25 protein-coding genes are annotated in these 23950 nt (G+C 30.9%); 11 read left to right on the forward strand and 14 right to left on the reverse strand.

Going from position 1 to position 23950, the window contains the following annotated elements:
* The first annotated feature begins 22 nt into the window (after positions 1-22).
* Positions 23-1495, forward strand: a complete 1473-nt coding sequence (locus FH779_RS03245; protein WP_244958011.1) for a TrkH family potassium uptake protein — start codon at positions 23-25, stop codon at positions 1493-1495.
* A gap of 9 nt (positions 1496-1504) precedes the next feature.
* Positions 1505-2200 (forward strand): potassium channel family protein, encoded by a 696-nt coding sequence (locus FH779_RS03250; RefSeq protein WP_135836030.1) that lies wholly within the window; start codon positions 1505-1507, stop codon positions 2198-2200.
* Here FH779_RS03250 and FH779_RS03255 read toward each other — a convergent pair.
* Positions 2187-2567 (reverse strand): hypothetical protein, encoded by a 381-nt coding sequence (locus tag FH779_RS03255; RefSeq protein ID WP_180906033.1) that lies wholly within the window; start codon positions 2565-2567, stop codon positions 2187-2189. The two genes, FH779_RS03250 and FH779_RS03255, sit on opposite strands and share 14 nt — an antisense overlap.
* A gap of 253 nt (positions 2568-2820) precedes the next feature.
* Here FH779_RS03255 and FH779_RS03260 point away from each other — a divergent pair, with 253 nt between their 5' ends.
* Positions 2821-3159, forward strand: a complete 339-nt coding sequence (locus tag FH779_RS03260) for a hypothetical protein (RefSeq protein ID WP_180906034.1) — start codon at positions 2821-2823, stop codon at positions 3157-3159.
* A 61-nt stretch (positions 3160-3220) separates the two neighbouring features.
* Here FH779_RS03260 and lysA read toward each other — a convergent pair whose 3' ends face one another.
* Together lysA and FH779_RS03270 are read right to left on the reverse strand one after the other, a co-directional pair.
* Complete coding sequence (gene lysA / locus FH779_RS03265) at positions 3221-4432, reverse strand: diaminopimelate decarboxylase (protein ID WP_180906035.1); 1212 nt, start codon at positions 4430-4432, stop codon at positions 3221-3223.
* A 162-nt stretch (positions 4433-4594) separates the two neighbouring features.
* Positions 4595-5728, reverse strand: coding sequence for an MBL fold metallo-hydrolase (locus FH779_RS03270; protein WP_180906036.1), 1134 nt, complete (start codon positions 5726-5728; stop codon positions 4595-4597).
* A gap of 128 nt (positions 5729-5856) precedes the next feature.
* Here FH779_RS03270 and FH779_RS03275 point away from each other — a divergent pair, with 128 nt between their 5' ends.
* The 7 genes from FH779_RS03275 to FH779_RS03305 all read left to right on the forward strand — a co-directional run bounded on the left by FH779_RS03275 (position 5857) and on the right by FH779_RS03305 (position 10678).
* Positions 5857-6405, forward strand: a complete 549-nt coding sequence (locus tag FH779_RS03275) for a YeeE/YedE family protein (RefSeq protein WP_038334022.1) — start codon at positions 5857-5859, stop codon at positions 6403-6405.
* Between the two features lie 4 nt (positions 6406-6409).
* Positions 6410-6823: a YeeE/YedE family protein gene (locus FH779_RS03280; RefSeq protein ID WP_135836085.1), complete on the forward strand. Its 414-nt coding sequence runs from the start codon at positions 6410-6412 to the stop codon at positions 6821-6823.
* A 2-nt stretch (positions 6824-6825) separates the two neighbouring features.
* A complete protein-coding gene (locus FH779_RS03285) occupies positions 6826-7455 on the forward strand; it encodes a Crp/Fnr family transcriptional regulator (protein WP_038334031.1) in 630 nt (209 codons plus the stop codon).
* Positions 7456-7623: 168 nt separating this feature from the next.
* The gene (locus tag FH779_RS03290; RefSeq protein WP_038334035.1) at positions 7624-8541 is read left to right on the forward strand and encodes a YeiH family protein; all 918 of its coding nucleotides are present in this window, start codon (positions 7624-7626) and stop codon (positions 8539-8541) included.
* Positions 8542-8655: 114 nt separating this feature from the next.
* Positions 8656-10050 (forward strand): MBL fold metallo-hydrolase, encoded by a 1395-nt coding sequence (locus FH779_RS03295; RefSeq protein WP_180906037.1) that lies wholly within the window; start codon positions 8656-8658, stop codon positions 10048-10050.
* 25 nt (positions 10051-10075) lie between these two features.
* Positions 10076-10345 (forward strand): rhodanese-like domain-containing protein, encoded by a 270-nt coding sequence (locus tag FH779_RS03300; RefSeq protein WP_244958012.1) that lies wholly within the window; start codon positions 10076-10078, stop codon positions 10343-10345.
* Between the two features lie 24 nt (positions 10346-10369).
* Positions 10370-10678: a thioredoxin family protein gene (locus FH779_RS03305; RefSeq protein WP_180906039.1), complete on the forward strand. Its 309-nt coding sequence runs from the start codon at positions 10370-10372 to the stop codon at positions 10676-10678.
* Between the two features lie 70 nt (positions 10679-10748).
* Here the strand turns inward: FH779_RS03305 and FH779_RS03310 are convergent, their stop codons facing one another.
* From FH779_RS03310 to FH779_RS03335, 6 genes are all read right to left on the reverse strand, one after another.
* Complete coding sequence (locus FH779_RS03310) at positions 10749-10976, reverse strand: YHS domain-containing protein (protein WP_038334051.1); 228 nt, start codon at positions 10974-10976, stop codon at positions 10749-10751.
* A 2-nt stretch (positions 10977-10978) separates the two neighbouring features.
* Positions 10979-11944: a hypothetical protein gene (locus tag FH779_RS03315; protein WP_244958013.1), complete on the reverse strand. Its 966-nt coding sequence runs from the start codon at positions 11942-11944 to the stop codon at positions 10979-10981.
* Between the two features lie 10 nt (positions 11945-11954).
* Entirely contained in the window at positions 11955-12995 is a 1041-nt protein-coding gene (locus tag FH779_RS03320) for a cytochrome-c peroxidase (protein WP_180906041.1), read from the reverse strand.
* Between the two features lie 44 nt (positions 12996-13039).
* On the reverse strand, positions 13040-13882 hold the full coding sequence (locus tag FH779_RS03325) for an MbnP family protein (protein ID WP_125350617.1): 843 nt from the start codon (positions 13880-13882) through the stop codon (positions 13040-13042).
* 84 nt (positions 13883-13966) lie between these two features.
* Positions 13967-14197: a hypothetical protein gene (locus FH779_RS03330; protein WP_125350616.1), complete on the reverse strand. Its 231-nt coding sequence runs from the start codon at positions 14195-14197 to the stop codon at positions 13967-13969.
* Positions 14198-14405: 208 nt separating this feature from the next.
* Complete coding sequence (locus tag FH779_RS03335) at positions 14406-14720, reverse strand: hypothetical protein (protein ID WP_114999329.1); 315 nt, start codon at positions 14718-14720, stop codon at positions 14406-14408.
* Between the two features lie 525 nt (positions 14721-15245).
* Here FH779_RS03335 and FH779_RS03340 point away from each other — a divergent pair.
* A complete protein-coding gene (locus FH779_RS03340; RefSeq protein WP_125350614.1) occupies positions 15246-15623 on the forward strand; it encodes a GreA/GreB family elongation factor in 378 nt (125 codons plus the stop codon).
* 86 nt (positions 15624-15709) lie between these two features.
* Here the strand turns inward: FH779_RS03340 and FH779_RS03345 are convergent, their stop codons facing one another.
* From FH779_RS03345 to FH779_RS03365, 5 genes are all read right to left on the reverse strand, one after another.
* Positions 15710-18106: a T9SS type A sorting domain-containing protein gene (locus FH779_RS03345; protein ID WP_180906042.1), complete on the reverse strand. Its 2397-nt coding sequence runs from the start codon at positions 18104-18106 to the stop codon at positions 15710-15712.
* A 17-nt stretch (positions 18107-18123) separates the two neighbouring features.
* Complete coding sequence (locus FH779_RS03350) at positions 18124-20823, reverse strand: M36 family metallopeptidase (protein ID WP_180906043.1); 2700 nt, start codon at positions 20821-20823, stop codon at positions 18124-18126.
* 436 nt (positions 20824-21259) lie between these two features.
* The gene (gene murI / locus FH779_RS03355; protein WP_180906044.1) at positions 21260-22069 is read right to left on the reverse strand and encodes a glutamate racemase; all 810 of its coding nucleotides are present in this window, start codon (positions 22067-22069) and stop codon (positions 21260-21262) included.
* 118 nt (positions 22070-22187) lie between these two features.
* Positions 22188-23060 (reverse strand): pirin family protein, encoded by an 873-nt coding sequence (locus tag FH779_RS03360; protein WP_180906045.1) that lies wholly within the window; start codon positions 23058-23060, stop codon positions 22188-22190.
* A gap of 9 nt (positions 23061-23069) precedes the next feature.
* Positions 23070-23933 carry an NAD-dependent epimerase/dehydratase family protein gene (locus tag FH779_RS03365; protein ID WP_180906046.1) on the reverse strand — a complete coding sequence of 288 codons (864 nt, stop codon included), beginning with the start codon at positions 23931-23933 and terminating at the stop codon, positions 23070-23072.
* Positions 23934-23950 lie beyond the last annotated feature (17 nt).

Here is a 23950-nt window from a genome sequence, read left to right on the forward strand (position 1 = left end):
ATTTATTCTTTATTGCATTAAAATGCAAATAACCGATTATAGTTGGTTTTTTGTCAGCAAATATTTGCAATTTGCTATTGTTTTAAAATTAGTAAGAGAAATTGCTACACCTAACCTTAATTTCAAACGTTCTGTAATTACTCCTCCCCAATTATTTATTTTCAGTTTTTTTATTTTAGTTTTTGGAGGAGCTTGTTTACTTATGTTGCCAAAAGCAACATATCATCCAATTTCTTTTCTAGACGCACTATTTACAGCGACGAGCGCAGTTTGTGTAACAGGATTAACTTCTGTTGATACTTATATAACTTATACGCCTGTTGGTCATTTTATTTTAATGTTATTAATACAAGCAGGAGGTTTAGGTATTTTGACATTTGCTGGATATATTGCTTATTTTTTCAAAGGAAATAGTTCTTATGAGAATCAAATAGCATTAGGAAGTATTGCAAACAACGATTCTTTGAGTGAAGTTTTTTCTTTTGTAAAAAGGATTATCTATTTAACTTTTGGTATCGAATTCGTAGGAGCTGTATTAATTTATATTTCAATTGCACCTTATAATATTAGTATTGTTGACAAATTATTTTTTAGTATTTTTCATTCAGTTTCGGCTTTTTGTAATGCAGGTTTTTCTACATTGCCAAATGGATTAATGAACAAAGGTTTTGTTCACAATTATGGATTTCAATCTGTTCTAATCACATTGATATTCTTAGGAGGAATAGGTTTTCCTATCTTGATTAATATTCTACGTTATACAGATTATTTAATCAGAAAATTAATTTCAAAAATTCTCCATAATAAAAATAATCGTAAGAATTGGGTTTTTACATTAAGTTCTAAAGTTAATTTAATCACCTCATTAACAATACTAATTATTTCTACAATCATATTATTCTTCGAAGAATATTATTCTACATTAGGACAACATCAAGGTTTCGGAAAGTTTATTTCAGCTTTATTTATCGCCATAACGCCTCGTACAGCAGGTTTTAATAATATAGATTTTTCTCACTTACAATTCTCTTCCATACTTTTGGTTATTTTGTTAATGTGGATTGGTGCTTCACCAGCATCAACAGGAGGAGGAATTAAAACGAGTACTTTTGCAATTGCAATTCTTAATTTTATTAATATTGCACGCGGAAAAAATAAAATCGAAATTTACAAAAGAGAATTAAGCCCTATCAATGTACAAAAAGCTTTTGCTACAATGACCTTATCTTTTTTAGTCATTGGAATAGGAATATTTTTAATAACAAAATTTGATAATCATTTACATCTTATTGATGTTGCATTCGAAGCTTTTTCAGCTTATTCTACTGTTGGTTTATCATTAAATTTAACACCTACATTATCAGATCCAAGTAAAATTGTTGTCATTACAATGATGTTTATTGGTCGTGTTTCAATGATTACAATTTTGATGGCTTTTTTTAAGAAAACTGTTTCATCTAATTATCGTTATCCATCAGATGATATTTTAATTTAAAAGAAAATTATGAAAATAATAATTATAGGTTTAGGAAATTTCGGCGCGGCGCTTGGTAAGAAAATGGTAAAGCTTGGTCACGAAATTATCGGTGTTGACAATAATATTCAACGTGTTGAAGCTTTGAAAGATAAGTTATCCTATACCATTTGTTTAGATGCAACAGATGAATTATCAATTAATAAATTACCACTAAATAATACAGATATTGTAATTGTAAGTATTGGGGAAAATGAAGGTGCCAATATTATGGCTACTGCTATTTTTAAAAATAAAAATGTAAAACGTTTGATTAGTCGTTCTATCAATTCTTTACACGAAAATGTTTTGCAAGCAATTGGAGTTACAGAAATTATTCGACCCGAAGCTGAATCTGCAGAACGTTGGACAAAAAAACTAAATGTGAAAGGAGTTGTAGATTCTTTTGAATTAAACAAAGAGTTTAGCATTATAGAGGTTGTAACACCAAATGAATTGGTTGGAAAAACATTTGATGAAATCCAATTCAAAAAGCAACATAATATTTTGGTAATGACAATTATTAAAAACAAAGAAGAAGCTAGTTTTTTAGGTCAATATAAAATTGTTCCAGAAGTACAAGGTTTTCCTACATCAAATACAGTAATTACAAAAGATGATGTATTGGTAATCTATGGAGCAAATCAAGAAATTTATAAATTCTTAAAGAAATTTAATATTCAATAATCTTATTCTTAAACTCTAATACATGTGGTTTATGGAATTTTAAGTAAAAAATAATTCCCATAAAATAACAGACAACATCTAATATATCTGCTGTATAATTCGAAGAAAATTTTGGCATAATAAATTCTAATAAAAGACTCAAAACAAAAGCAGTAATTACCAAATAACTTGTTGGATAAACATAAACTTGATTGTTGTATTTAATTTTCGAAATGATATAACTTCCTAAGTGCGTCATAGCAGGTACCGCAAAAATATCAGTTAAATAATGGTTGAGATACTCAATTTCTATGGAATAAATTCGGGTAAGTTTGATAAAAATCCAACTCAGAATATAAAAACTAAAATAAGTATCAAACAATTTCATTTTTTAGACAACAACAAGTATTATTAACACACAAAAAGCCCCAAGAATCATCAAAAATAGGAAGAAAGCATCGTCTATTAATTTTTGAGAGGCACTTCGTTTATCTTTTTTTTCTTTCATATGCTAACTTTGTGACAAAAGTATTTAATTCATCTCGAATTGCATAAGATGAATGTCATTGTAAAGTTTTTAAAATTGGATAGATTGAATCTTTAAAATATTTTCATAACTTTAAAACAGTAAATGATTGATAATGAAAATACTTTTATTCTTTCTTTTTCCAATTGCTCTTTTTGCGCAAGAAGTTGCTCAGAATGATAATCTTAAAAATAAATTGTTGATGAATTTTGCTCAACAATCTGGTTATTTTGATTTTAAGTATTCGCAAGATTTATCGCTTGAAAAGAATAATGAATTAATCTTGGATAATGTGAAGAATTATATTAATCAGCCAACAAGTATTTCTCCTTTAAAACCTGTTGTAGAAAGAATTTCTTACGAATATGATGATTCAAAAACATACGGACAAAACTTATTTAGAAGTACTGTACACGAATTGTTTTTTAGTAAACCACTGAAATTAGGTAAATAAAAAAAGCCCAATCCTTGAATTGAGCTTTAAAATACTATAAAAATATATAAAAATTCTGAGCTTAGAATTTTATATCCTCTGTTGTTGCGATTAAATCTTGAATTGTTTCGCGACGACGAATTAAATAATCTTTGTCGTCAATTAACAAGACTTCCGCAGGTTTGAAACGCGAATTGTAATTCGAAGCCATCGAGAAACAATATGCTCCTGCATTGTGGAAACACAACACATCTCCTTCGCTAATTTCATTTATTTTACGATTCGATCCAAACGTATCTGTTTCACAAATATATCCCACAACTGTGTAATAACGGCTACGACCTTCTGGATTTGAAATATTTTCAATTTCGTGATGAGCACTATAAAACATTGGACGAATTAAATGGTTGAAACCTGTATCAATTCCTGCAAAAACAGTAGAAGTTGTTTGTTTCACAACATTTACAGTTGCTAAGAAAGATCCTGCTTCAGAAACCATATATTTTCCTGGCTCGAACATTAATGTCAAAGGTTTTCCGTACGCTTTTTCGAACTCATTGAAACGAGCTGATAAACGCTCTCCTAAATATTCAATATCTGTTTCGTCTGCGCCTGGATAGTAAGGAACTTTAAATCCTGATCCAAAATCGATGTAAGATAAATTCTTGAATTCTGCTGCAACTTCAAATAAAATTTCAGCTCCTTGTAAGAAAACATCAATATCTAAAATATCAGAACCTGTATGCATGTGAACACCATCCAAATGTAAACCTGTATTTTCTACAACACGTTTGATATGTGGTAATTGGTGAATAGAAATTCCGAATTTTGAATCAATATGTCCAACCGAAATATTTGCATTTCCACCTGCCATAATATGTGGATTAATACGCACACAAACTGGATATTTAGGAAAATCTTGACCAAATGTTTCTAAAACAGAAAGGTTATCGATATTGATGCGAACACCTAAATCAATTGCTTTTTTAATTTCAGCATACGAAACACCATTTGGCGTATAAATGATTTCTTTAGGCTTGAAACCCGCCATTAATCCCAATTCTACTTCTTGAATAGAAACCGTATCCAATCCTGAACCAAGTGATTTGAAATACTTTAAAAGATTAAGATTTGTGTTCGCCTTACATGCATAATTTAACTTTAAACGTTTGACTGTAGAAAATGCATTTGTCATCTTTTCATATTGCGATCTAATTTTGTTCGCATCATATACATACAAGGGCGCACCATATTTTTGCACCAATTCCAATAGACGTTCTCTATTCAGTTCCATTTTGTTTATTTTTTTGTTTAAAGTTAAATTTCAGTTGCCAAAATTACGGAATACAAATGGTTTTCTGAAGATAATTCAGAATAAACTTATTATAAATCAATAATTTCGAATATTGTTTAAAGATTTAAAAAATATTTCGAATATTATTCGGTAATAAATGTTTTAATCCCTCCACCATTCTTTGAAGTGAAAGACAGAATCGTTCAAATTTAGTGGTTCACCAATCATAGGCGTCAAAATATCGAGCTTATTTTGCTTACCATTCTCTATAATTTTTTCCAAAGGTTCGTCCCAAGCATGTTTTGCCAAAGCAAATTTTGCAGCATGTACAGGAATAATATGTTTAGCTTTTAAATCGGTAATGATCGCAGGTAAATCTGTTGGTAAAGCATGAATGTATTTCCAAGCATCGTTGTATTGTCCATTTTCTAGAATCGCAAAATCAAACGGACCATATTTTTCTCCAATTTCTTTGAAATGCGTATCATAACCGCTATCACCACCTAAAAATATTTTTTGCGTAGGTGTTTCCAATACATAAGAAGTCCAAAGTGTTGTATTTCGTTTAAATTTTCTACCAGAAAAATGACGAGCTGGTGTAAAAGTAATTTTTAAGTTATTTTTTAATGAAACGCTTGTGTTCCATTCTTCTTCGATTAATTGTTCTGGTAGATAATTCCACTTCTCGAAATGTGCGCCAACTCCAAGCGGAAGAATCACTTTCTCCACTTTTGGACGTAATTCTTTCACTGTTTCATAATCCAAGTGATCGTAATGATCGTGTGAAATAACCAAATAATCAATCTTTGGGAAATCTTTTGCGTGATACGTATTTGCTCCTTTAAATGCTTTATTGAAAATTGGTAAAGGCGAACCGTAATCACTAAAAACAGGATCGATTAGGAAATTAACACCATCCAATTGAATATAATAAGACGAATGTCCCAACCAAATAAATACATTTTCAGATTTATCAATAGATTTGATATCCGTCTGAATATGCGGAATAGAATCTTTCGGATTGAGTTTTGGATTTTTCGCACCAAAGAAAAAATCCCACATCACTTTTTTGGTATCAAAACCTTCTGCAAATGCAGGTGTGTGATGAATATTTTGAAATTGTCCATTTTTATACAACTTCGATTGTTTCATTCGTTCCAATCGTTTTCCAGTTGCATCAGCACCAAAAGTATCCATTTGTAGAATAGCGAAGGTTGCAATTACAAGAATTACAATCAAACTTAATAGGAAGTAAAGCATTCGTTTAAAAACTTTTCGTTTATTGATTTTTTTCATTAATGATCAAATGTATAAAATTCTTGGATTGCTTTTGAAATAATATATCTTAAGTAAACTGTAACATTTGTAACTTTCATTTTAATTTTGATTTACCAACTTTGTACACGTTTTAGAAAAAATAGAAAATGGAATTTATCTTACAACCTTGGCCATGGTATATTGGCGGACCAATAATCGCAATTGTAATGCTTTTATTGATTTATTTCGGAAAAAGTTTTGGGTTTTCATCAAATTTCAGAACGATTTGTTCTGCTTTGGGAGGAGGAAAATCATGTGATTTTTTCTCGTTTGATTGGAAAGCTCAAAAATGGAATTTATTATTCTTAGTTGGCGCAGTAATCGGAGGTTTTGTTTCGGTACATTTCTTATCAGATAATCAAATTCCTGAAATTTCAGATGCTACAATTGCAAAATTGAATACAATGGGATTCGAAAGTGCAGGAAAAGCATATTCTCCGACCGAAATTTTCGAAACGATGTCTGTTAAAAATATTGCTTTATTATTTGTTGGCGGATTATTAATTGGTTTCGGAACGCGCTACGCAGGAGGTTGTACATCTGGGCATGCGATTTCGGGTTTAAGTGATTTGCAGTTGCCTTCATTAATCGCTGTTATCGGCTTTTTTATCGGTGGACTTTTGATGGTTCACGTTTTGTTTCCTTTAATTTTTTAATCTCATGAGAAGTTTAGTTTATATCATATTAGGTGTTATCTTTGGTGTGACCATGTACAAGGCAGAAACAGCCTCTTGGTTTCGTATTTTCGAAATGTTCAATTTTCAATCTTTCCACATGTACGGATTTATCGGTTCGGCTTTGGTTGTTGGTTTGATTGGAATACAATGGATGAAAAAGAAAGAAGCAAAAGATATCGATGGTGAAAAAATTGTGATTCAACCCAAAACAAAATCAATAGCTCGTTATTTGATCGGAGGAATTTTCTTCGGATTAGGTTGGGCGTTGGTTGGCGCTTGTCCTGGACCAATATTTGTGTTATTAGGCGCAGGAGTTTATCCAATTTTAATTACAATTGTAGGTGCATTAATCGGTACTTTTCTTTACGGAAAAATTAGAAACAAAATCCCACATTAAACATGATAAAAGAGAAAATAGAAGCAACTTATCCATATCAATTTGAAGATGAATTATTGAATGAAATTGATGAATTAGGATCTTTGATAGAATTTAAAGCGAATGATGTGATGATAGATTTGAACCAATTTATCAAAGGAATGCCAATTCTTTTGAGTGGTGCAATCAAGATTATGCGCGAAGATTTTGATGAAGGAGAATTGTTGTTGTATTTTCTCGAAAAAGGAGATACATGTGCCATGACGATGGCGTGTTGTTTGGGTGATAAACAAAGTAAAATACGTGCTGTAGCTGAAACTGATGGAGAATTGGTAATGATTCCGATTGTAAAAATGGACGAATGGTTGGCAAAATATCCATCGTGGAGACGTTTCATTTTTGATAGTTATAATAATAGAATGGAGGAAATGTTGGTAGCGATTGACAATTTAGCTTTCAACGATATGAACGAACGTTTGAAAAAATATCTGTTGGATGTCGCAAGTATCAATAAAGGCAAAGTAGTGGTAAAAACGCATCAAGAAATTGCTTATGAACTGAATACTTCTCGTGTTGTTATTTCTCGTTTGTTGAAAGCTTTAGAAAAAGAAGGTTTCCTTCAATTAAACCGAAACGAAATCACGATTAAGTAAGAAATTATTTAAAAAATATATACAAAGGAAGCTCAAGTAGAGAGCTTCCTTTTTTTATTTGAAACAACTTATAGTAGAAAATTTTTCTAAAAATAATATCATTTGTAACAAATGTTACAATCTATTTTGATACGGTCAATTACTTTTGTTTTGTATTTCATAAAACAAATGATTGCCCGTATAGTTTATTTTGGATTATTGCTATTTACTTTTTTTCCTTTTGTAGAGTCGTCTGTGGCGTTACTTTTAGGGATTGGTTATGGTTTAATTTTTCAGAATGAATTTGGGGAAATCTCAAAACGATATTCAAAGAAATTATTGAATATTGCAATCATTGGTTTAGGGTTAGGTTTGAATCTTCACGAGGCAGTTTCGGTAAGTAAAGATGGATTTTTTCTCACTTTTATTTCTGTGTTAAGTGTTTTTACATTAGGATTTGTATTCTACCGATTATTAAAAATCAATAAGAATACATCGCTGCTGATTACTTCGGGAACTGCTATTTGTGGAGGAAGTGCTATTGCTACAATTTCTTCGGTTTTACAACCAAAAGCGAATCAAATTACCATTGCTATGGCAGTTGTGTTTGTATTGAATGCGATTGCGTTAATGGTTTTTCCATTTATCGGACATTATTTTCAGTTATCGCAATATCAATTTGGTTTGTGGTCGGCAATTGCAATTCACGATACAAGTTCTGTTGTCGGTGCTGCTAAACAATACGGTGAGCAAGCTTTGGAAGTTGCAACAACTGTAAAATTGAGCCGAACATTATGGATTTTTCCGTTGGCTTTATTAATTGGTTATTTCAACAAAAAAGAGAACTCTTCTTACAAATTTCCTTATTTTATAATTGGTTTTATAGCAACAATGCTTATCGCTACTTATTTTCCTCAAGGCGAAAAAGTCTATCATATTTTACAAGGAATTTCGAAACAATTAATGGTCGTTGCTTTATTTATGATTGGCTCGTTGATTAACTTACAATCCATCAAACAAGCAGGTTTTAAAACCTTATCATACGGAATTTTACTTTGGATTTTTATCTCCATTTTATCTTTGGTTTTGGTTTTAAATTATTTTTAAAATCTTTATTCTCTCTATTTTAAGTCTGTAACATTGGTTACTGTCGATTGTTTTTTAGCAACTTAACTTTGCTTCAACAAATTAGAAAAGGTTAAACTATAAAAATATTATCATATGTTTTTTCAACACATTTTTGAAAAGTCATTGGCACATTCAAGTTACCTTGTAGGTTGTCAAGCAAAAGGAGAAGCAATTGTAATCGATCCAAAAAGAGATATTGATACATACTTAAAAATAGCAGAAGAAAATAAGCTGAAAATTACGCATATTGCCGAAACACATATTCATGCTGATTATCTTTCTGGTAGTCAAGAGTTGGCTTACGTAACAGGTGCGAAGATGTATTTGTCTGATGAAGGCGGAGAAGATTGGCAATACGATTTTGAACATGTCGGATTAAAAAATGGCGATAAAATAGAAGTTGGAAATCTAATTTTTGAGGTGATGCATACACCAGGTCACACGCCAGAAAGTATTAGTTTTTTGTTGACAGATACGCCTGCGACGAAAGAACCTGTTATGATTTTTACTGGAGATTTTGTTTTTGTAGGAGATATTGGTCGTCCAGATTTATTAGAAGAAGCAGCTGGATTAATTGGTACTAAAGAAGTAGGAGCGAAGCAGATGTTTGAATCCTTGAAAAAATTTCAAGCATTACCAGATTATCTACAAGTTTGGCCAGCACATGGAGCAGGTTCTGCTTGCGGAAAAGCTTTGGGTGCTGTAGCAAGTACGACGGTTGGTTATGAGAAAATCAGAAATTGGGCGTTGCAATTTGATTCGAATGAAAAAGGATTTGTTGATTATTTGTTGGCAGATCAACCCGAAGCGCCAGCTTATTTTGCAATGATGAAAAAGCTGAATAAAACAAAACGTCCTTTATTGATCGAAGTTCCGAAATGGGCTAAATTAACATACATCGAATTTGAAAAAGCGAAAGATTTTGGAATGAAAGTGATTGATGCGCGTATCAAAACAGATTTTTCTCAATTCCATTTACCAGGAACATTAAATATTCAAAACAATAAAACGTTCAATACATGGATGGGTTGGATGGTAAATTATCAAGAACCAATTGTGTTGATTGTAGAAGAGGATGAAGTAGAAGAAATGACGCGAAAATTGATGCGAATTGGTTTGGATAATGTCTATGGTTATATTACTCCAACAGATATGTTGAGTAATTTTAATTCTTTACAATCTTCTATTTTGATCGATGCAGATACAATGGAAAATTACATTGGAAATGATGAGGTTCAGATTTTAGATGTTAGAGGAGAAGCAGAATTTAAAGAAGGTCATATTGAAGGAGCGAAGCATATATTTGTTGGTTATTTACCAAAAAGATACAATGAACTAGATCCAACTAAAAAAATTGCCTTGCATTGTCAAGCTGGAGATCGAGCAACGATTGCACAAAGTTTTTTGGAATCGAAAGGTTTTGAAGTTGAAAATTATAGTGGAGGAATTGCTGACTGGAAATTGAATCAAAAACCATTAGTTAAATAATATGTTTTTTAAAAAGATTTTAAAAATGTTGACATCAAATTCGAATGTAGAAAATTATCTACAAGAAGGTGCTTTATTGTTGGATGTTCGTACAAAAGCAGAGTTTTTGGCGGGACATCATGCAGATGCGGTGAATATTCCGTTGCAAGAATTAGAAGTAAGATTAAAGGAATTACCAAGCAAAAAAATTGTAACAGTTTGTAGAAGTGGAGCTCGTAGTGCGCAAGCAGTAACAATTTTAAATAAAAATGGATTTGATGCAATAAACGGCGGTCCTTGGCAAACAATAAAATAAGTGTAATAATATCTAAATTTTAAAATGGATTTATTGGATAAAATACAAGGAAATAATTATTATTTGATTGATTTTTATGCAAATTGGTGTGCTCCATGTCAATTACAATTTCAGTTTTTAGAAAATTTGAAAGAAAAATTTCCTGATAATGTAGAAATTATAAAAATAGATGTAGATAAAGACAAAGTAAGTACTATTCAATTTGATGCAATGTATCAAGTAAATGGTGTACCAACTTTGATGCTTTTTCATCAAGGAAAGCTACTTTGGAAACATTATGGAGTAAAGTTTGAAGATGATTTACAGGAAATTGTAAAACAATTTTTGATATAAAAAAGACAGTAGTTACTTAATAATTCTTCTTAGATTCAAGTGCAACTACTGTCAAATTATTTCCTTATTCTTACTTTTTCTTCACGTATTTTTTTGGATTTTTTTTGAATTCAACTTTACAGCTTTTACTACAAAAACCATAAATTTTCTTTTGATAAATTGCGGTATCTGTTAAGAATTGTGCGGTATTCATTCCACAAATAGGATCTTTCTCGTTTACAACTTTTACTTTTAGTTTTTGTTGAGCAAAAATTGAAAAAGAGATGATGAAGAATGTTAATGTTAATATTTTTTTCATTGTTATTGATTTTTAGATTGAAATAAATTGTAATTAAAAAAGAAACCTATTCTGTTTTTTACTTCGATTTCTCCTGAATTTAAATCAGAAAGTATAGGTTGAAAATATTCTATACCAAAATTAAACTTTCGAGCAGCTGTTTCTAATCCTAATTTCGCAAATTGAGCTTTTCCCTTAGATTTTGGAATCGTCTCCCCAAATTGTTCATTTTTATAATAAAGTTCGTTTTGAAAACCGACTTTTCCAAGTAATTTTAATTCATTGTTAATGAAAAGATGTTGTAATTGAATTAATTGATTCCATTGATCTCCAAATTTGTATTTCTTTTTATTCTCTCCTTTCAAGTTATAGTCTGTTACTAATTGTAAAGTCGAATTCTTATAAGCTAATTGGTAATTTATTGCAAACTGAGTATCCCAACTTCCTGTACCTAATTGAAAACTAGGATTGGTTGTTTCAGCATTTGCTTGATTAAATTTTGCGATTGGAATTTTTAAACCTATTGCAGCACTTAATCCATGTTTTAGCTCATTAGAACTTGTATTTGATTTAATGACTTTAACTATTCCCATCATATTTAAATCTCCAATACCAGAAATAGAAGAAGAGTTTTTACCTTCTTTATTATGAAAATGGTAAGGAATGCTAGCATTGATGTCAATTCTATTATTTATTGGAATTCTTGCCCATAATTGAATGGTATTGAATTGTTGCTTTTGTGTTCTTTTATTAGAAAAAGCATCTTCTTTAGCTTTATAAGATTGATGAAGATAACGAATACCAACGAAATTTGAATTTATAAGATTTTCAATTCCATTTGAGGTTGAAGTCGCAAAACAACCGCAAGCATCACAATCTAATCCTAAATCATATAAATGAGAGATTACAATAGAATCATTATCTGTATGAGCAAATAATGAAATGGGTGTAAATAATATAACGAAAAATAAATTGATATATAATTTCATTTGAATAGATTTAAAATTCTGCATAAGCAGGGTTATTAATAAATGAGTAATCAGTTAATGTTTTTAGAAAAGAGATAATTGCTTTTTTTTCTTCTTCTGTCATAGGAATTCCAATTCGATTATTTTGTTTGAGTTGAGAATCCAAATATTTATCATTTTGTACACCTTCTGAATAAAAATTCAAAACAGCTTCTAAACTATAGAATCGTCCATCGTGCATATAAGGTTTGGTCATTTCAATATTTCTTAAACTTGGAACTCTAAACTTCATAAAATCAGTCGAATCTAATGTGACACGATATAAACCTCCATCTTTGTATTGTTTATTATAATACATTCCTGTATTTCGAAAAGACTCATCTGTAAAAAGTGTTCCTTTATGACAGCTTGAACATTTCTGTTGAAAAAGTTGTAAACCTTTTTTTTCGGTTTCGTTTAAATCTGCCTCTTTCCTTAAATATTGATCATATTTAGAATCTTTTGATACAACTGAAGCCATAAACTGTCCTAATGCGCTGAGAATACGATTTGCATCGATTTTATCATCTCCGAAAGCATTTTTAAACATTTTTCGATAAGAAGAATCTGATGATAATTTCTTAATGATTTCGGGAAAAGTTGTATCCATTTCTTCTTCAGCTGTAATAGGAGAAATTGGTTGTTGAGCTAAATCATGAATAACGCCATCCCACATAAATCGATTTAGAAAAGCCAAATTTTGAATAGCAGGGGCATTTCGAATTCCTAATCGGTCATCAATTCCATGACTAACAGGATGTCCGTGGTGAGTAAAGGCATTTTCTTGAATATGGCAAAAAGCACATGAAATAGTATTATTTATAGATAATCGACCTTCATAAAATAGTTTTTTTCCTAACTCAACTCCATTTTTAGTTAACGGATATTTATCTGTATCAAATGTTATTTTAGGAAAATAAGAAGGAACTTCTAATTGATAAGGTTCATAAACGATTTGTCCATAATCAATATCATCATCGTTACAACTTAACAAGATGAATAAACTGAATATAATTGTTATTATTTTATTCATTGTTTGTAGAATTATGCGGTGTTTTATAAACACCGCTATAAACTTTATTGATTTTTTTCGTCGTTATGTACATGATCAACTCGAAACATATTTTGTATATTTTCTGTTACCAATTGTGCAAAGTTGGAAGATCCCATAATATTATTGTTCGACTCATCTAATATCAATTTATGATCACCACTTAAATAGGTATTCAAATTTGCCATAATATGAATAGAAGGCTTAATCTTAGAAGTTACTCGTGCAGATGTAGGCAAATTTAATGTTACTTCTCTATATAAATCTTGAACATTATTTTTGTTAATATCTCCCATATTTCCTGTGTGAGTTAAAAAGAATGTATCAGTAGTAGTTTTGCCATAAAAACCTTCTATTTTAAAGAAAACATAACCAGCAGCCCAAGCCCAAGTCATTCCATTTTTCTTTGCTTTTTCCCAAAAAGTAGCTTGCCCAGTCTGTCCTAATAAATAAGCTTTCTGAGATACACCAAGTCCGAAACGTACTTTTGTATATTTATTTTGAGGGATATTATCCAAATTTAAATAAACGACATTAGCTATAGCAGAATCTTGATTAATAACAAAAGCGCCTTTGTCTGGATCATTTTTATGATAATCAAATTCATTTCCTTTTTCGTCAATTAATGTGATGTTAGAAATGATATATTTTAATGTTGTTAATTTATGTTTTTGTCCGTTTGATGAGGTTTGCGTTGTTTGATCTAAAACAATTCCTCCCAAATTATCAAATCCATTTTCAAACTTTAATTGAATTTTACCTGTTTCGGTAGATTTAATTTCAGAGAAATCATCATCGTTGTTGCAGGAAGTAAATAAAGTAAGTAATGCAATAAATGATAAGTTTAAAAAATATTTGATTGTTTTCATTGTAATAATTGTTTAATTTTTTTGAATAAAAATGCTGTTGGAAAACAATTATTGTTCTCCAATACTGGATATTTGTTCTATTAATTAAACAATTGGAGGTTTTAGATATTTAAAAACCCAATCGATAGAATAGGATGATTGCCAAAAGAATCGATGTTTTATTTTTACAATAAAATCTTGAATAAATGGAATAGCTAAGCATTCGAAATGTATATAGATTTCTGCAAATCGAATATTTTTTACTAAAACCGAATCAGATTGTTGTTCTGTTTCTTTTAGTTGCTTCGATAAATAACATTTTCCATTGCATTGCATTTCTGGTCGCTCTTTATTAATACAATATTCATCAATAATCTTCTCCTGAGTACTAATGAATACAGTAAAAGGAATTAGTGATCGAAAACCAATTAAAAGCACGAACAATGCAATCAATAAACAATTGAAACTTTTGACAAATCTTATATGAAATGTCAACTTGATTAAATGTTAATGAGATAATAATTTGATAAACAAGAATTATTTATCAAATAGGAGGCTGAAGTTGTTGATCTAATTGATATTGAGTTTCGAAAGCTAACTCGATAGTCGAAATTTTTTCAATAGATTTTGTAAAGGTAGATGTGTTAATTTCGAAGGTAGGTTGATAAATAAAATAATCAATTGCACGCAAAGAAACTTGAATTTTATTATCATCATTTTGTTCATCATTAACAGTCTTGGAAATTTGTTCTTTCAGATAACAAACTCCATTACACAATAATTCTGGACGCTCTATATTAACACAATATTCTTTAGAAATCTTATCATAATTTACCAAATAGTCAATAACAGGTAGCAATGGTCTACAAGTTATTAAAACGACAGTTATTATGAAAAGGTAAGATTTCAATTCCTTAAAATTTTTATAAAATTAGACAGTTTTTATTTAATTAGAAAATGAAGATTATCAGTTTTTCTCAGAAATTGAATTCAAGTTGCTTTTAAAATAATATTAGGAAAATAATCTTAAAAGGGTTATATTTTTTAGATTGAGAAAGATATCGTAGCTTTGTTATATCATTTTCATGAAAATTATGACTAATTATATCGACATATACAGAAGAAACAACCAATCTTGGTTGTCTTTGTCGTTGGCATATTTGCATGATGATACTTTCTTAAGAAGCTCAAAAGAGTTTATCAACTAATCCCTGTTACGATCCAAAGCAGGGAACCTTCTATTTTTTTCAATTATCAATTATTTTCAATTTTCTGTAAGGAGATTTGTATCAAATTTTAGCGAATTTTATTTTCGGTTATTTGATATTTGAGTCTTAGAGAATCTTCTTCGAATGATTGAAAGTTTAACTAAGAATTTATCAAAATGACAACAAATATTATTTTAACAACAGGATTATACGATTTAATTAAAGACCATTTAAGAAGAAAAAAAGTAACAGCAGAACAAGAAAATATCTTAACAAAAGAATTGCGTCATGCAGAACAAATTTTGAGAAGAGATTTGGCTGATAATATTGTGACTGTTGGGAAAAAAGTAACAATAAAAGAATTAAATTCAAATCAAGAATATCAATTAAATTTTGTTAGCCCAGAAAAGGCAAAACCGAAAAAGAATCGTCATTCTATTTTAATGGACGAAGGTTTAGCAACAATTGGTTATAAAATTGGTGATGTAATTGAATGGCCAGCAAATGATGGCTCAAAAAAATATGAAATTCTGAATGTAGAAGCAGTTTCATAATTTGTCCAAAAGCATAATAAAAAAACCGAGCATTAGCTCGGTTTTCTTATTAACACAATTGAAAAATATGAGTGATTATAAACACTTTATTTCTTGATTATTTTTTGAGAAAAAACTTTTCCTTTTTCATCAATTGCTTTTAAGATATAAACACCTACTGGTAAATTACTCAAATTAAGCTGAGCAGTTTTAGTATTCATCTCTTTCGAGTTTACTTTTAGTCCAGCCATATTGTATATTTCTACAGCTTTGATGTTATAGATAGACTCTATTGTAAGTATATCTCGGAATGGATTAGGATAGATTTTAGTCTCTCCTAATTTTTCTATTTCTGTTGTTGCAAGACTACTACATCTTATTTTTAAATTATACACAAACTCTGATTTGTGATCAAGCCAAGCATCAGTATCTAGTAAAGGATCAGCTGGATTAGCTGGCAAAGAAAAAGTATAAGCAGACTTACCTACTGTATGTTCAGCATACGGTGTAATGCTCCAAGCATCTATATTACTTTCTTCTTCTAAAGATAGCCAGTATCTATTTGTATTTTTACCATCTAACTTCAATGGCTCTTTAAAATCTATTTTGGCACGGAATTTTTCTAAATGATAATATATTACACCTTCATATTTCAAGTGGTAATTCTCTAAAAAGGCAGTATCTATAGTCGAAATAGGAATGTTTTTGATTGTTTTATCTGTCGCTTGTATATAGGGCATATCCGTTTTTGGATTATTTTCTAACAGAAATATTTTAAGAAATGGCATTTCTGGCCATACTATCTCTGGCTTATTTGTTTTATCATTTACCCAGTAATCAATGTCTAATCCATCAATCTCTAACGAGTAATTTTTGTCTACTACTACATCAAATATATTTTTGTTAGTGGTGGCACCTGAGAGTTCAGGAACAGCCATTTCTAATATTTTTGGAGCTTCTGGTACAGTTTGTTTACATGAGCTATAACTACAATCTGCTTTTAACTGATAGACAAATTCTGAAGAAGGACTTTTTGTCCATTTATCTTGCGATTTAAGAGCAAATTTATTTCCAAGACTATATAAGGCATTTATTTCTACTGCTTGCGCATCAGTTACTAATTTTAACCATTTTTTTGTAACATTATCTGATTCTAATGCATCTAATGTAATTGGTTGATCAAAATCGATGTTATATTCGTAACCTTTTATTCCATTGATTGTTGCAATTAATTTTTTAGAAACAATTTTTCCTTTTATTTTCGAAATTAGAGTAGAAGGTAATTCATTTGCATCAGCTAAAAGGTCAAAATCAACTTGTGTGGCTTCTCCAAGTAAATTTATTTTAATTCCGCTAATTGTTGTCGCACGACCAGGACTTGCGTTGATATCAAATGCAAGTTCTTCATTGCTTTTAAACTCTTTTAGTAATTGAAATTGAGTTGTAGGTATCCCAAAATTACAAGCTTCATTAATAGGATTCGGATTTGGGTTGGTACCTGATAATTCAAGCTTAACTTTTTCTGTACCCACTGTACAGTTTTCATCACTATGTATATATAAGCGAACTACACCTGTTATTGGACTTCTAAAATTAATTGCACCAGAACTTGCAGCTAAAACTTTATTGGTTTTAATATTCTTTAATGCTAATTGTATTTTTGTGTTATTATTTACTTCAAAAAAATATTTAACATCTTTATAAACAAAAATATCTACATAGCTTCCCATGCTAATTTCTTGAGGCAGGCTTGTTAAACTATTCATGACAGGAAGTATAACTTCATTTGTTACTGCTCCATTTGGAGTATTGGTACATGCGACAGGTTCTACAACATTAATTGTATAATCTTCTACTTGCCCAAAAGTAGAGCCAATATCACAGCCATCACGTGTATGAAAAGCTGCTCTATCATCAGTTTGTCTTTTCAGAATACGCATTCTTGTCTGTCCTAATTTCGCATCTTGTGGAACTCTTACTCTAACAGTGATTGATTTTCCATCTTTCCCGTTCGAATTATACAACAAATCATCACCAAAAATTATTTCTGATTGTGAATCACTATAATTGTCATAATAATTACTAAAATTTCCATCTTGGTTAAAGTCTATCATTACTGTAAATGAACTATAGAATAATCCTTTTGTATCACCCTCTAATGTAATGTCGTAATAACTCGATTGCTGTAATTTGGCTGGAGTTAAAGCTGTAAAATCTTCATAACCAATATTAGTGTCGTTACCACTGCTGTTTACCAAATAAGTGTTAGCATTACTTTTAATAGTTACTTTAGTAATTTCCTCTGGTGTAGGAATGTTAGCAGGTGTACAATAAGTTAATCCCAATTTGGGTTGAGGACTTGTAAAGTCTGCAAGTTGATTAACGACAACTTTTGGTGTTTTTGCTTGCTCTAACCAACTTTCAAGAATGGATGACTTTGCGTGTTGCGCAAAAACATTCGCACTTAGTAATGTGATTAGAATTATATTTAGATGTTTTTTCATAATAAGTAAGATTAATATTATTTTTTAATGATTTTTTTCGTTACAACACCTTTATTAGTATATAATTTCAAAATATATACACCAGTAGCTAAACGATTTGTAGAAACACGGTTGACTTGATTGTCTTTTTCAACTTGTCCTGTTTCAATCAGACGTCCTGTTACATCAATAATTTCATATTTATTAACATTATCTTTTGCGTTAATGTACACTAAATCTTTCACTGGATTTGGGTAAATGGTAACGTCGTTTACTTCTAATTCATCAGTACCTAAACGTGCACAAGTAGGAGGAAGATCAAAGGCTTCTTTTCCATCTGTTCTTAATAAAGGATCACCTTGATTAGCACTATAGCCTAAGCCTCTTTTGGCAAAAGCTTCCCAAATCAAACATTGGTTAGTTCCTTTGTTTAAAACAACATCCGCCATTAAAATTCCATCACGACCATCAACAAAACCTGGATCATTCTTTTGTATTTTTAAACCTTGTAAAACTAAATCTAAGGTCATATTATTACCGCCTGTATTTGATTTGAAATCTGGATTGAAACCATATTTATCTATCATTTTCCAGTGTAATTCCCATAACATCAATGCCCATACGTAACCTGTAGGATGCATTTTATTTTCACCTGCTCCAATTACTTTCAAATAATCATACGTATGCGGATTTGCTTTCATATCAGTTGTATAAGGTAGGATTCTTAATCCGGCACCATCAAAAGCATATTCTCCCATATTGATTAAATCTTTTGATGTTTGATAAGCTTGTTGTGTCAAATTAAGTGCAACATAATCACTCCAACCTTCACCCATACCTTCTTCGCCATTAATATTTCCTCCAGTTAAACGATTACTAACGGCGTGTGTATATTCGTGCAAAATAACTTGGCTATCAAAACCGCTGTCACGTGTTCTAAAGCTAAAGTTAGAAGATGGCATAGTTCCTGACACCGTCTCATTTTTGGCAATGGCAGCTTTGATTTGATCACCAACTACCTTTTCGATAGAAGCAATTGGAATAGTTAATCCAAGCTCATCTTGTCCTACAGAAACCATTCCGTCCAATGTTGATGTTGGATCATTGTTAATAAAAATAATGGCTGCGGGATTGTGAGGTGCAATATTTTTTACTTTTATATCAAAGGTACATCCACCTCTATCTACTAAAGCGATTTTACCTTTTATTGTTTGGTTATCATCCGGGAAAGCTTCACAACCATCATGTTCATTAATTCCTTTTTTATCGTTAATTAGCATCATATCAGCAACTACCGATGGTGATTTACCATAAGTATAACCAGTGTTATTTCCACTAGCTCCTTTGTATATACCTTTTATAGGTCCGTCTTTAATTTCTAAATAACCTGCATCAGCTGGTAAAGTTTCGAATGTTAAGAAAGCCGTAGTAGGATTTTTCATGATTGTTGGACTATATGCCATAAAAGCATTGTTTTTCATTGGTGCTTTTGTTCCGTAGCCAGAAGTTGTAAATCCAAGTACACGAGCTTTATCACCAACATTCATCTGAAAACTTCCTGCTTTTGGTGTAAATCCATGGTAATGTAAAATATCATGAATAGAATTTACCGAATAAAACATCTGTGTTGTAGCTGCCGAAGTATATTGTAATGGATCATAGTTCATTGATTTACCAGGGTTTGGAAAGTCAAATAAGAGTTTTTCTCCTCCGTAAGCTTCATTACCAATCATAACATGTGCGGCAACAATATAGAGAGCACCACTTCCAAAAACGTAATCTGTCAATACACCATTTTTGTCGTATCCTACTTGTGCATTATTTCCTACAGTATGATATTTAGTTAACGACGGATTGAATTTTAATGCTTCTGGTAATGCTTTGTGCCATCCTTCTAAAGAAGCTACAGGATCATAAACATTTGTCAATAATTTGAAATCAGATTTAAGTGGACTTTGCTGATTAGCTGGAATCACACGATATGTTCCATTTAAAGGAGCATCTAAAGTTGTAGTTTCTGCTGCGAAAGCATTGGTTACCCATTTAAAATCTTCAGGATTATTATGGTAAACATTTTCAGAAGTATTATCATGACCACCACAAGCATAAATAATTGATTTTTTTGACAATAATTCACCTGTATTGGCATCAATTATTGTTTCATACAAATTATTCAGATTATTTTCTTGTAATTCATCTTTAATTTCTGTCAAAGCTAACCAAGCTAATCTTAGGTTTCCATCATTATTATAGTAATACAAATAAGATGGCGACTCTTTAAGAAAAGAAACAGAATTTTCAGTGTTAATAGGTTGATTATTTTTGAATTGTTTAACCAAATCCTCTGTAGAAGTAGCAATAAAGTTTTTACCTAATTTTTGAGCCATTGATTGAATAGCTTGCTCAACTGTAAGACTTGGAGCAACATTTAACGATTTGTTATTGTTTCCATAAACAAATGTTTCGTTATGATTGATAACTTTACCATCTTGAACAAAAAAAGTTGCATTACCTCCATAAACTGGAATGCCATTGATTGTTTGTTGAATTTTTACATAATCTGCTTGATTGTTTCCGATCACATCTTCTGTGATGACATTGTAGTCTAATTTCGAATCAATAGTACCTTTTTGTTTGGCTTGATTCAAAAAATCATCGACTACTTGAACTGGTGTTTGAGCAAATGTGCTTTGAGAAATAAAGCTAATTAGCATCAGTAGGAAGTAATTTTTTTTCATGAATGTGGAATTTCAATAATTGTCCACTAAAATTATAGATAATTGTTTTTTAAAAAATTTACTTAAATATTGAAAAACTTCTATGTAGACAAAATGTAGACATTGTATAAGTTTAAATATCTTGTTATAAAGTATTTATGTAAAATGCTTTACTTGATATGTAGACAAGATGTAGAAATTTTTTCTTAAAAAATAAAAAAAAATAAAGTGTATTTTGAATTAATATTTAATTTTTTATTAAGAAATAATTAAGAATTAGAAGGCTTTTTTGTAAAAGAATTAATTAAAAATGAATATTTATTCAGAATAAATAGCTTTTTTTTAATATTAATACATCATAATTTTCAATATTTTATATTCAATACTTCAAATATTTCTTAAAAAAAACCGAGCATTTGCTCGGTTTTTTTTATTTGTATTTTTTTGAAAAAATATTTTAAACATCTAAATGTGAAGCAGTAATTTTCTGACCATAAAAAATTGTCGTATTTGCTTCAAAACTTTTCGCATCATCTGTCGTATAAAATGTAAGATGTCCATTTTTTGAGCATTGTGTTTCTACTTCGGGATGACGATGTAAATAGTCAGTTAATTTATTCGCTACCAATTCTCCTTGCGAAAGAATTGTTACATTTTCTGGTACATATTGCGAAATCACAGGAAGAAGAAGCGGATAATGTGTGCAAGCCAATACAATTGTATCGATTTCGGATGATTGATCAAATAAGCGTTGAATATCTTTTTCTACAATATCGTGCGCAGCTTTGCTATCAATTTCATTATTCTCAACCAAAGGAACCCAAAGTGGACAAGCTAATTGAAAAACATCAATTGTTGGATGAAATTTGTTCATCTCAATTTTATACGATTCGGACAAAACAGTTCCTTGCGTAGCTAAAATTCCGACTTTGTTATTCTTTGTGTATTCATTTATCGATTCTGTTGTTGGGCGAATAACACCCAAAACTCTTTTGCCTTCGGGTAAATCGTTTTGCTGAATTGTTCGTAAAGCCTTTGCAGAGGCTGTATTGCAAGCAAGTATAACCAAATTGCATCCCAAATCAAATAATTTGAAAGCGCATTCTTTGGTGTATTCATAAACCGTCTCAAACGAGCGAATTCCATAAGGGCAACGAGCATTATCACCTAAATAGATATAATCGTATTGCGGAAGTTTTTTCTGTATTTCTTTGAAAACGGTTAATCCTCCATAACCAGAGTCAAAAACACCAATTGGTCCTTGCATATTCGCTTATTTTTGAAGTACAAATTTACAAAATGAATTGACATCAAATAGAAATTATTGACACAAAAAAAGCTAATCTTCGCGATTAGCCTTTCTATATTTCTATTCAAAACATTTCTTACAACATCCCAAATTTTCCTGCTTTAAAATCTTCAAAAGCTTGCTGTAATTGCTCTTGTGTATTCATGACAAATGGTCCATAATGCGCAATTGGTTCGTTAAGCGGTTCGCCACTCATTACCAAAACAATCGTATTATCACTTGTTGAAGTGATAGAAAAATCTTCGCCATTGTTATTCTCAAACATAGCAAAAGTGTCTTTTTTCAAAATTTCTGTATTATTCACTTTTACACTTCCTGCAATCACCAAAATCGCTGTGTTGTAGTTGTTTGGAAAGTTAAAATCCGCTTTTATACCATTTTGTAAATACACATTGTACATATTGATCGGCGAATATGTCGTTGCAATTCCTTTTTCGCCTTTGTATTCTCCTGCAATTACGTTTACAAAACTCGTTTCGCCATCTAATGGAATTCGCGTCATTTTATCAAACAACAAATCCTGATAATGTGGAGCCGTTTCGCGGTCTTTCGCTGGTAAATTCATCCAAATCTGCACCATTTGAAACGTTCCGCCTTGTTTTGCCCACTCTTCTTCATGGTATTCTTGATGTAAAATTCCCGAACCAGCCGTCATCCATTGTACATCGCCTTCTCCAATCACACCGTGATTTCCGCGACTGTCTTTGTGCGCAATTTTTCCTTGGTATGCCAAAGTCACGGTTTCAAAACCTTTGTGCGGATGTGCGCCAACGCCACGAGGAAATTCTTCTGCATCGAAATGAATATCCGCATTGTAGCCCAAAGCAAAAAACGGATCCATTCGTCGTCTCGAAATGCTTTTACCAATAAAAGAAGTCGTATAAAAAGCATCGCCAACCCAATTGAACGTGCCGGGATGTAGTATTTTTTCTATGTTTCTTATTGCCATTTCAACTGATTATTTTTCTTGATAAATAGCGTGAATCGCTTCTTGAATTGTAGGAAATTTAAATTGATAACCCTCTTTTTGAATTTTATGTGCCACCAAATGTTGTCCATGAAAAGGTGTAATTTCTTGAGTAGTATTCAAATGCAATTCGTTTGAAATTTCTTTGTAAATATCTTGTTGTGAAGCTGGATTTGGAGCCACCGAATTGTATACACCATCTAATTTTTTCTGAACTGCAAACGCAAAAATTCCCGCCATATCATCGACATGATTCCAAGGAACAGCACCATTATTTTGTTGAGAAACGATACTTGGATTATTTTTTACCAACGATTCGTACATCGGGAAAATCCCCGCTTCTTTCCCTAAAACTAAGGAAACTCGTATTTTTGAAACGTGATTCGCAACCGAATCTTCTTTGAAACGATCTGCTGCTTTTTCCCAATCTTCGGTTAAATCCGCAGAAAAACCAACACCTCGTTGTCCATTTTCATCAATTTCCAAGGTATTATCTTGGTAACCATAATAACCAATTGCTGATGCCGACACGAAAGCCGTTAACTTTTGTTGACGTTTTTTTAATTCAGCTCTCAAAAAATCCGAAGCACCAATCCTACTTTCGTAAATCAATGCTTTACGTTCATCGGTTAAAGGCGTTCCGTCATTCAATTTAGAACCCGCCAAATGCACAATATAATTGACATCATCTAAGGCTTTTGGATCGATTGTTTTTTCATGAACATTCCAAGCAAACTCGTTTTCAGCTTTTGGCGATCGCGTTAATAATTTAATAGTATAATCTTTTTCAAGAATCGGAATTAAATGTTTTGCGATAAAACTATTGGCACCAGTGATTAAGACTATTTCTTTCATATGTATTTATTTTGTTT

This window comes from Empedobacter falsenii, from assembly GCF_013488205.1.
In the GTDB taxonomy this organism is placed as follows: Bacteria; Bacteroidota; Bacteroidia; order Flavobacteriales; family Weeksellaceae; genus Empedobacter; species Empedobacter falsenii_C.